Raw genomic sequence first — 4133 nt, 5'->3', positions numbered from 1 at the left:
GGCCCACGCTCACCCCGCTTTCCCAACGGCCGCCGCCCGCGCCCCGGTGGCGACAGTGCCCGCAGCCGGAGCAAGGTACGGGCGGCGGTTAGGCTTCTCGGCCCCTGAGGCAGGATGGGTGCATGAGCATCGTGAAGATCAATGTCCTGGAGGTCCCCGCCGAGCAGCGCGAGGTCCTGGAGAAGCGGTTCGCCTCACGCGCGGGAGCCGTGGAGAGCTCCGACGGCTTCGAGTGGTTCGAGCTGCTGCGCCCGGTGGAGGGCACCGACAGCTACCTCGTCTACACCCGGTGGCGCGACGAGGAGTCCTTTCAGTCGTGGATGGAGGGCCCCATGAAGGCCGCGCACCGCGGCGGAGCCACGGAGGGCGAGCGCCCGAAGCCGGCCGCGACCGGTTCCACGGTGTGGTCCTTCGAGGTCGTCCAGCAGACCGGCCCCAAGGAGGCATGATCCCGCCGTCCGCCGCAGGCGGCAGACGGAGATGCGACGCGCGGCAGGCTCATCGACGGACGTCGATCGCCTGTCGATCGCCCGTACCGCCGGAGCCACCCGTCCGGGCCGTGGGTCACTTCTTTCCGTGCCACGTCTTTCCCTGCCACGTCTTTCCGCGCCACGTCGGATCGGCCCGCGGAAGGACCCCACGGCCGGTCGGGGTCAGCCCGCGTGGTCGGCGGTGGGGCGGCACAGCAGGATCTGCTTGCCCGCCTCACCCGACCCGATGCGCTCGTGGGCCCGCGCCGCCTGCGTCAGCGGGAGCGCCTCGGGGACCGGCGGTGCGATCCCGCCACGGGCGAGGAGGCCGAACAGGGCCGCGACGTCCTGCGCGTACCAGTCGGGGCGGTGGTCGCGCAGCACGGCGACGCGGTAGGTCACGACCTTCTTCCCGTCCAGCGGAGCCCTCAGGAACACCGGGACCATGGCGAGGTAGAAGCCGACCTTGTGCGGCAGCCCGCGTGCCCGGCCCCGCGACAGGGCGGCGGAGTGTCCGAAGAGGACCAGCCGCCCGCCCCGGCGCAGCGCCCGGTAGGAGTCACGGACCGTCCGGCCGCCGATCCCGTCGAGCACGACGTCCACGCCGCCGCCCGTGTACGCGCGTACGCGCTCCGGTACGTTCTCGGTGGTGTAGTCGATCACCGTGGCCCCGAGGGCGGTCACCTTCGCCCTCGTGTCACCGGCGGCCGTGCCGTACATCTCGAGGCCGTGGCACCGCCCCAGTTGCAGGGCGGCCGTCCCGACCGCTCCCCCGGCGCCCTGGAACAGCACGCGCTCGCCGGCTCGGACCCGGGCCGCCCGGTGCAGCAACTGGTACGCGGTGGCGTAGGTGAAGACGACGGCGAGCGCGTCCGGGTCGGAGACCCCCGGCGGTACGGACACCAGCCGCCGGACGGGCAGGCAGATGTAGTCGGCGCAGGCGCCGTGAACGGTCATGGCCGCCACGGTCCTGCCCTTCTCCATGGCGTCGGTGCCAGGTCCGGCACCCGGCCCGACAGCGCCCGGCCCGACCTCGTCGACCACGCCGACCAGGGCGTATCCAGGCGTGAAGGGAGGCCTCGGCCCGTCCGGATAGACGCCCTCGCGCAGCAGGAGGTCCGTGAAGTTCACCTCCGCCGCGGTGACCCGGACCCGTACCTCTCCGGGCCCTGGCTGCGGCAGCGCCTCCTCGACCACACGCAGGGTCTCGGGACCGCCGTACCGCGTGACCACCACCCGCCGGTTCACCGGCCGTCCCGCGCCGGGGCGGGCGGCGGACGTGCGGCGCGGGCGGAGGCACAGCATCACCACCCCGTCGCGGGACGGGACGGTCCAGGGGAACCTGCGCCGGTAGGCCCGCAGGGCGCGCAGTGCCTCGGGAGCCGCGACCGCGCTGTCCAGCACCTCGGCGGTCGCGTCCAGTTGCTGGCCGGCCATCAGCAGCCGCACCGGTGCGGCCGGAACCACGTCACGCCACCAGCCCGCGGAGCCCGATACACCGCCGAAGACGCAGTAGCAGTCTCCCGCACCGCCGTCGGTGCCCCCCGGACCGCCGAGGTCGTCCGGACCGCCCGTACCGCCGGGGCAGGGCGCGTACAGGAGCGGGACCGTGCGGGAACATCCTGATGCCCGCTCGATGTAGGTGAGCAGCAGCACCGCCCTGCTCAGCGGCCAACCGCCTTCCGACCGCAGGACCACTCGGGCCGGCGGGGCGGCCAGGCGAGCGCGGACGTCCATGGCACCTTCCCGTCCGATGCGCCGGCACTTCCACGACGAGGACAACCACCGGCTGGGGCTTCGGCCCCTCGCGGCCGCCCTGCGCGGATCGTAGGCACCGGCCGCCGCGCCCGGCATCTCACGAGCCGCTATGCGGGTGGGGGGTCGTCGTGCAGGATCCGCTGGAAGAGACGGTGGTCGCGCCAGGCCCCGTCGATGTGGAGATAGGACCGGGCCAGGCCGATGGCCTCGAACCCGCACTTGGCCAGGACGCGCTGCGACGCCGTGTTGTGGACGAGGGTGCCCGCCTCGATCCGGTGCAGGATGCGCCTGTCGCGGGCGAAGTCGCACGCGTGCGCGACGGCGCCGGTCGCGAGGCCGCGACCGGTGTGGCTCGCGGCCATCCAGTAACCGAGGTTGGCGCTCCGGAACGGGCCCGTCACCACGTTGGCGAGGTTGATCCCGCCCACGATCGTGCCGTTGTCGGTCAGCACCCAGGGCAGGAGCCGGCCCTCGTCGCGCTGCGCGAGCCGCTCGCGCACGCGGACGTCCTGCCCCTCCGGCGTGTAGAAGTCCTCCGGCCTGCGCGGCTCCCAGGGCCCGAGGTGCTCCCGGTTGACCCGGTACGCCTCGGACAGCGCCTCGGCGTCGGTGACTTCCAGGGTGCGCATGACGACGCCGGGTGCCAGGGAGAAAGAATCGCTGATCACCGGAGCAGCTTAGAGGGCGGGGCGCCGCACGCAGTTCGCTCCAGCGCCCCGCCTGCCCATTCCGGTCGCCCGGTCCGGGTGCGGACCGCGGCCCGTCCGGCTCTCGGCCGGACTCTCCGGGCCCGGATCGTCTCAGGCATTGAGGAGCTGCTCGGTGAGGTCGCGGTACTTGCGCAGTGCCGGCCGCAGTTCCTCCGTACCGCCCTGGTCCTCGCCCTCGCGTCCGCTCCAGCTCTCGCGCAGCGCGCGGTGGCGTTCGGAGATGCAGTTGTCACCCCCTGCCGTCCGGCCCAAACTCACGGCCCAAACTCACGGCGCGAGCGTGGCGGCCCTGGCGAGGACCGCGCGGGCGAGGGGATGCGTCCGGTGCGGGTTGAGTTCGCTGCGCAGCTGCCTCAGTGCCCGCCGCACGGGGCAGGAGGCGGGGACGTACGGCACGCTGCCGAGGAAGGCGTCCCAGTGGTGACAGGCACGTTCCAGCTCGCCGGCGCGCAGTTCCGCCTCGGCCAGGCGGGCCCGGGTCAGGGCGAGTTGGCGGTGGTGGCCGGGCGCACGGTGACGTACGGACGCCTCGTACGCGGCGCTCGCGGCCGGGTCGCCGAGGGCGCTCAGGGCCTCTCCCGCCTGGTGGTGGAGCCCGGCCCGTGAGTACGTCGTGAACGCGCCGCCGCGCCGGGACGCCCGCTCGTGCGCGGCCTCGGCCCGGGCGAGCGCGTCCAGCGCGCCGCGCCGGTCGCCCCGGTCGGCGAGAGTGACGGCACGCTGGGCGAGCAGGAAGGCGTGCACGCCCGGAGGCGGGTTGGGGCCCGCGAGGTCGACGGCGGCCTCGGCGAGACGCAAGGCCCGTTCATGGTCCTCCAGGACGCGGGCCTGGCTGCTCATGGCGCGCAGCGCGACGGCACGGGTGAGGTCGTCGGCGGCGTCGCGGGCCAGGTCGTGGCCGGTTCTGTAGTAGTGCTGCGCGAGGCCCTGGGCGCCCGCGTCCAGGCACATCCCGCCGAGGAGCAGGGTGAGCCGGGCGACTCCGGTGAAGACCCGGCGGCGCAACGGCTCGGTGGGGGCGGGCGCGGTGAGCAGCGGTACGGCTTCGGTGGCGAGGTACTCGGCGAGCGCGGTGCGGGCGTGCGCCCCGCCGCGCCGCTGGGTGAGCGCGGCGAAGACGGCCGCCATGTCGTCGAGCGCCTCGACGGTGGCGGGGGTGAGCCCGGGCCGGTCCGCGGACGGGTCGGGCTCACCC

General features: G+C 74.4%; 4 protein-coding genes and 1 pseudogene. 1 reads left to right on the top strand and 4 read right to left on the bottom strand.

Going from position 1 to position 4133, the window contains the following annotated elements; genetic code table 11:
- Nucleotides 1-122 precede the first annotated feature (122 nt).
- Complete coding sequence (locus tag GUY61_RS35490) at nucleotides 123-449, top strand: antibiotic biosynthesis monooxygenase (protein WP_166634429.1); 327 nt, start codon at nucleotides 123-125, stop codon at nucleotides 447-449.
- Between the two features lie 204 nt (nucleotides 450-653).
- Here GUY61_RS35490 and GUY61_RS35485 read toward each other — a convergent pair whose 3' ends face one another.
- The 4 genes and pseudogenes from GUY61_RS35485 to GUY61_RS35470 form a co-directional block, all read right to left on the bottom strand.
- Complete coding sequence (locus GUY61_RS35485; RefSeq protein WP_166634428.1) at nucleotides 654-2207, bottom strand: zinc-binding dehydrogenase; 1554 nt, start codon at nucleotides 2205-2207, stop codon at nucleotides 654-656.
- A 128-nt stretch (nucleotides 2208-2335) separates the two neighbouring features.
- Nucleotides 2336-2896: a GNAT family N-acetyltransferase gene (locus GUY61_RS35480; protein WP_166634427.1), complete on the bottom strand. Its 561-nt coding sequence runs from the start codon at nucleotides 2894-2896 to the stop codon at nucleotides 2336-2338.
- A 132-nt stretch (nucleotides 2897-3028) separates the two neighbouring features.
- Nucleotides 3029-3196 (bottom strand): hypothetical protein, encoded by a 168-nt coding sequence (locus tag GUY61_RS35475; protein WP_166634426.1) that lies wholly within the window; start codon nucleotides 3194-3196, stop codon nucleotides 3029-3031.
- A gap of 9 nt (nucleotides 3197-3205) precedes the next feature.
- Nucleotides 3206-4133, bottom strand: a pseudogene (locus tag GUY61_RS35470) (hypothetical protein); the annotation flags it as partial.

This window comes from Streptomyces sp. GC420 (genome assembly GCF_009916105.1).
Classification (GTDB): Bacteria; Actinomycetota; Actinomycetes; order Streptomycetales; family Streptomycetaceae; genus Streptomyces.
This window is presented reverse-complemented; position numbering and strand designations above follow the sequence as displayed.